Source organism: Aquiflexum sp. (assembly GCF_977115555.1).
In genome coordinates this window covers 1-4,355 of sequence record NZ_CDSBKL010000348.1, presented here as the reverse complement: position 1 = coordinate 4,355, position 4,355 = coordinate 1, and the positions used below count along the sequence as shown (strand labels likewise).

Genomic DNA, 4,355 nt, shown 5'->3' with positions numbered 1-4,355 from the left:
TCCATTTCCCCCAAAATAGCCAAAACCAACCTTGCTGAATTCTCGGATGCAGGGCCTACAAATTGGGTGAAATTCATCCGGGCGTGGTTATTGGCATTGTCACTGCAACTGCGGATGACGATAAATGGAATATCTAAAGTCCGACAAATATGCGCCACTGCCGCCCCTTCCATCTCGGTAGCCAAAGCCTCAAACTCGGTATAAAGCCATTTTGCCTTTTCGTTGCTGCTGACAAAAATATCCCCTGTCGCAATCACCCCGCTGAAAACCTTTGGCTGCCTGTTGGCAATCGGAACAAAAACCACCTTTTGCGCTGCACTTTCGCTTATCCGTAGCAAATCCTTGTCGGAATCAATGAACAATTCATCATGCGCACCTCCACTTAATTTCCTGAATGGCGCAACAGAAAATCCCAAAGAATCCACTTTCCCGAAGTCATATTGTACGAGTTTTTCCCCGATGACCAAGTCTCCCGGCAATGCTTCAGGATCCAATCCCCCGGCCACTCCGGTAAAAATCAAAGATGACAATTTGAAATTTTGGGTAAGGATCGCCGTGCTGTATGCTGCATTCACTTTGCCTACACCTGCTTTTAGTATGACTACTTTTTTACCTTTTAATTTTCCGGTATAAAAATCAATCCCGCCTTTGGTGACTTTCTTTTGTCCCTTCAAAGAGTCAAGCAAAATGGCAATCTCCTGATCCAAAGCGCCCATCAGGGCAATTCGCTGCGCTGATGCAGAAATAGAAAATCCAACAATCAGAATTAAAAGTAATAATTTTTTCATAGCCAAAGAAAGAAGATAGAAAGGATGGTGATGGTGAGCAGGATCGGGTTGATTTCAGCTTTTTTCCCTGTCAGAAATTTAAGCACTGTCCAAGAGATAAACCCAAATGAGATCCCCACAGAAAGGCTGTAAGTAAACGGTATCAAAGTAATTGTAAGGAAAGAGGGAATCGCCTCATCAGGTCTTCGCCAGTTGATTTTGGTCAGCGGCATCACCATAAAAGAGCCCACCAAAACCAAAGCAATCGAGCTGGCAATAGAAGGTATGATGGAAAGCAAGGGTGAGAAAAACATAAAAGGCAAAAACAGCAATCCTGCCGTGACGGCTGTTGCTCCTGTTTTGCCTCCTTCTTCGATCCCTACGGCGGACTCGATGTAGGCTGTTCCAGAGCTGCTGCCCACCAATCCTGCAAAAAGCGTTGCCATAGAATCTGTCAACAAAGACTTGCGCATATTTCTCGGACTGCCGTCAGGATCTTTCAGTCCCGAAGCTTCCGCCAAACCCACAAATGTGGAAATCCCGTCAAACAGAATCGTGAAGGTAAATACAAAAATCACAGGCACATAGGCGTATCGGAGCGAACCCAAAATATCCGCCTTTCCTACCAGACTAAAGTCCGGCAAGGCAAACAATCCTGTATAATTGACCATAGTGGCCACTCCGAAATTGACAGCGGAGGCATCTCCCCACCACCTGCCGATCGGCCAAGCCAATAGGGTAGTAAAGATAATCCCGTAAATGATCGCTCCCGAAACCTTGCGGCTGATCAAAGCGCCCGTCACCAATAAACCTGTTATAAAGGTCAGGCTGATGGGATCTTTGAATGCCGCCATACCTACCAAAGTAGCCGAATTGTCTACAATGAAATGGGCATTTTGAAATCCAATAAAGCAGATGAACAAACCGATTCCGGCAGAGACAGCATGTCTCAGCGCAACAGGAATGGATTCGATGATTTTCTCCCGGGTTTTGAAAACTGACAGCAACAAAAAGATCACGCCTGACCAAAATACCGCTCCCAAAGCTTCCTCATAGGTCAGTCCATAACCTTTGACCGCAGTGTAGGTAAAGAATGCATTGATTCCCATCCCCGGCGCTACGACAATGGGGTTCTTGGCATAAAGGCCCATCATTAGACTTCCGAATGCAGAAACCAATACCGTCGCCGTCAATGCCCCCGAAAATGGCATTCCCGCCTCAGCAAGAATCGCAGGATTGACGATGATGATGTAGAAAGCAGCGAGGAAAGTGCTCGTTCCTGCCAGGATTTCAGTTCTAAGGTTTGTAGGTTTTACTTCCATGCATCAGATTCAAAAATGGAAAATAAGGCGAAGGGAATTGAAAAGCAATTAAAAAAGTTGAATGGAAAAGTAATCAATCCTGTTTTGGTTTCTGAAAAGCAACAAGGAACTAGAAAATGTTTTGGCTGATAATTGCTTCTTGGCTTTTCTTTGTATTTTTAGAAATAATGCAAACAAAAATAAATCATATGGAAACCATGTTGATTCAGATTACCAATCATAAGGCATACAAGCTTCTTGAAGATTTGGAAGACCTCAACCTCATCAAAGTTCTTCAAAAAAAGGATCAAACCCCTGAAAAACTCTCTGAAAAATATGCAGGGAAACTTAACCCGAAAGTAGCCGAGGAATTGCATGAATATGTTTCAAAAAGCCGTGAAGAATGGGAAAGCAGGAATATTTGATAGACACAAACAACAACTATTAATCTACATTCAATTTAAAGTGCCTAACTTTTTTACTTTTTAACAATTCAGAAAAGGAGACAATACAATCAAACTTATTTTTAGTTTTAAAGAGCACCAAGGATACGTACGCGTACCAAAATTAACCACAAATGAATTCTCAAAGTTAAATGAGTAGGATATGTTCATTCTACAGCTACTTTTTTTCTTGGCAAAAAAAGTAGCCAAAAAGTCAAGACGGCGGAATCCTATCCACGCACAAGGCCGGAGCCGGCCCGGTCCGCCATCTTCCCTCCCGCCACCAAACAATGAAGATCAGTTTTAAAAAAAGGGATTTCGAAATTTGTTGGGAAAGTGCAATATTTCGAAAGGCCTCAATCAACCAATTCATCTTCTAAGCAAATTCTAACCCTAATGGACAATATCCCAAAACTAGAATTCAAACTAGCCAAGCCACAAGACCGAAAAGCCCTTTGGGAAATCATCCGGCCCATTATCCGCAAAGGAGGCACTTATGTGTTTTCTCCGGATATTTCCGAACAGGAAATGATGGATTATTGGATGAACCCTGACAAAAGTAATTTTGTGGCAGAAATAGATGGGAAAATCGTCGGGACTTTTTACCTGAAACCAAACCAACCCGGATTGGGAAACCATGTCTGCAATGCAGGATTTATGGTCGATGAGATGGAAAGCGGCAAAGGTATCGGCAGACAGATGGGACTTTTTGCTTTGGAAGAAGCCAAAAAAGCCGGATACCACGCTATGCAGTTCAATTATGTGATCAGCACCAACCATGCTGCCGTGAAGCTATGGCAATCCTTGGGATTCGATATCATCGGAGAAATCCCCGAAGCTTACCGCCATACGGAAAAGGGATTGGTGGGGGTTTATGTGATGTATAGGAAGTTGTAGTAAAAATAATTCAACTCAAAAAACAAGGAATAGTTAAAAATTAAAGAAACGCCCTTATTTTTAGAAATAATTTTTACAATTCAAAATAACCCAATGAATGGAAAGTTTCAGCATAAAAACAAAATTGACTTTTGAGGACTTCAGAAAACTCAATTTCTTTTTGCTTTACAGAAAAGGTATAACTCGATTTGCCTTAATTTTTGGATCGATGATGCTACTTATAATTTTTGTCCCATACCTAACAAGTATTCCATTTTGGGAAGAATTCCCAACCTTTCCGTTTGGAATTGCATTTGCAATGACATTCATTCCTCCCTATTCAATTTTTCGCACCGCTCGAAAAAATTATAACACTAATAAAATGATCAGTGAAGAAATATGCTATGAGTTCGACAAAGAAACTATATCTATTTCAGGTGATACATTCAACTCAACTATGAAATGGGACCAAATCTTTGAAATCACTTTATCAAAGTCTTGGTTACTAATTTGGCAAAACAGTCAGGTTGCAAATGCGATTCCAAGGCGGGATATAACAAACGAGCAAATAGAAACTATAAAAGATCTAGTAAAGAACAAGAATCAAATTATAAAAAGTTTTAGATGAAAAAATACACTCACCTAACTTGGAGAAGGCACTCAACTACACCTTTCTACCATACCAATTCGCATTTGCATACTTATTATTTTATCCTAGCTTGAAATGGAATTTTTTACGGATTTTATACGTACATTTGAAAAAACATTTTAAGCCATGAGTACTGATACAAAAGAACATGCAAGATTTGATGCAAGACTCCCCAAAGAACAAAAACAATTCTTTGAGAAAGCTGCCTATTTGGGAGGATACCGTAATCTGACTGACTTTGTTATCCTTACTGTTCAGGAAAAAGCAAAGAAAATTATCAAAGAGAAAGAACAGGTGCTTGCTTCAGAAAGAGATTCTG

General features: G+C 40.9%; 6 protein-coding genes. 4 read left to right on the top strand and 2 right to left on the bottom strand.

The genetic code is table 11. The features are described 5' to 3' along the window. A partial coding sequence (locus ACZFYI_RS16385) for a 5'-methylthioadenosine/adenosylhomocysteine nucleosidase (RefSeq protein ID WP_462525206.1) occupies nucleotides 1-788 on the bottom strand: 788 nt, incomplete at its 3' end. Beyond that, a complete protein-coding gene (locus ACZFYI_RS16380; protein WP_462525205.1) occupies nucleotides 785-2,089 on the bottom strand; it encodes an NCS2 family permease in 1,305 nt (434 codons plus the stop codon). The genes ACZFYI_RS16385 and ACZFYI_RS16380, both read right to left, overlap by 4 nt. Before the next feature lie 188 nt (nucleotides 2,090-2,277). Between ACZFYI_RS16380 and ACZFYI_RS16375 the strand changes: the two genes are divergently transcribed. The 4 genes from ACZFYI_RS16375 to ACZFYI_RS16360 form a co-directional block, all read left to right on the top strand. Beyond that, nucleotides 2,278-2,493, top strand: a complete 216-nt coding sequence (locus ACZFYI_RS16375; protein ID WP_462525204.1) for a hypothetical protein — start codon at nucleotides 2,278-2,280, stop codon at nucleotides 2,491-2,493. A gap of 414 nt (nucleotides 2,494-2,907) precedes the next feature. Beyond that, nucleotides 2,908-3,408: an N-acetyltransferase family protein gene (locus ACZFYI_RS16370; RefSeq protein WP_462525203.1), complete on the top strand. Its 501-nt coding sequence runs from the start codon at nucleotides 2,908-2,910 to the stop codon at nucleotides 3,406-3,408. 97 nt (nucleotides 3,409-3,505) lie between these two features. Beyond that, nucleotides 3,506-4,015, top strand: coding sequence for a YcxB family protein (locus ACZFYI_RS16365; protein WP_462525202.1), 510 nt, complete (start codon nucleotides 3,506-3,508; stop codon nucleotides 4,013-4,015). A 147-nt stretch (nucleotides 4,016-4,162) separates the two neighbouring features. Next, nucleotides 4,163-4,355, top strand: a 193-nt coding sequence (locus tag ACZFYI_RS16360) for a type II toxin -antitoxin system TacA 1-like antitoxin (RefSeq protein WP_462525201.1), incomplete at its 3' end; no start/stop codon positions are given.

Bases quoted from the DNA above. Each gene is read 5' to 3' on its own strand.
- ACZFYI_RS16380 (WP_462525205.1), bottom strand. From the start codon at position 2,089: ATGGAAGTAAAACCTACAAACCTTAGAACTGAAATCCTGGCAGGAACG.
- ACZFYI_RS16375 (WP_462525204.1), top strand. From the start codon at position 2,278: ATGGAAACCATGTTGATTCAGATTACCAATCATAAGGCATACAAGCTT.
- ACZFYI_RS16370 (WP_462525203.1), top strand. From the start codon at position 2,908: ATGGACAATATCCCAAAACTAGAATTCAAACTAGCCAAGCCACAAGAC.
- ACZFYI_RS16365 (WP_462525202.1), top strand. From the start codon at position 3,506: ATGGAAAGTTTCAGCATAAAAACAAAATTGACTTTTGAGGACTTCAGA.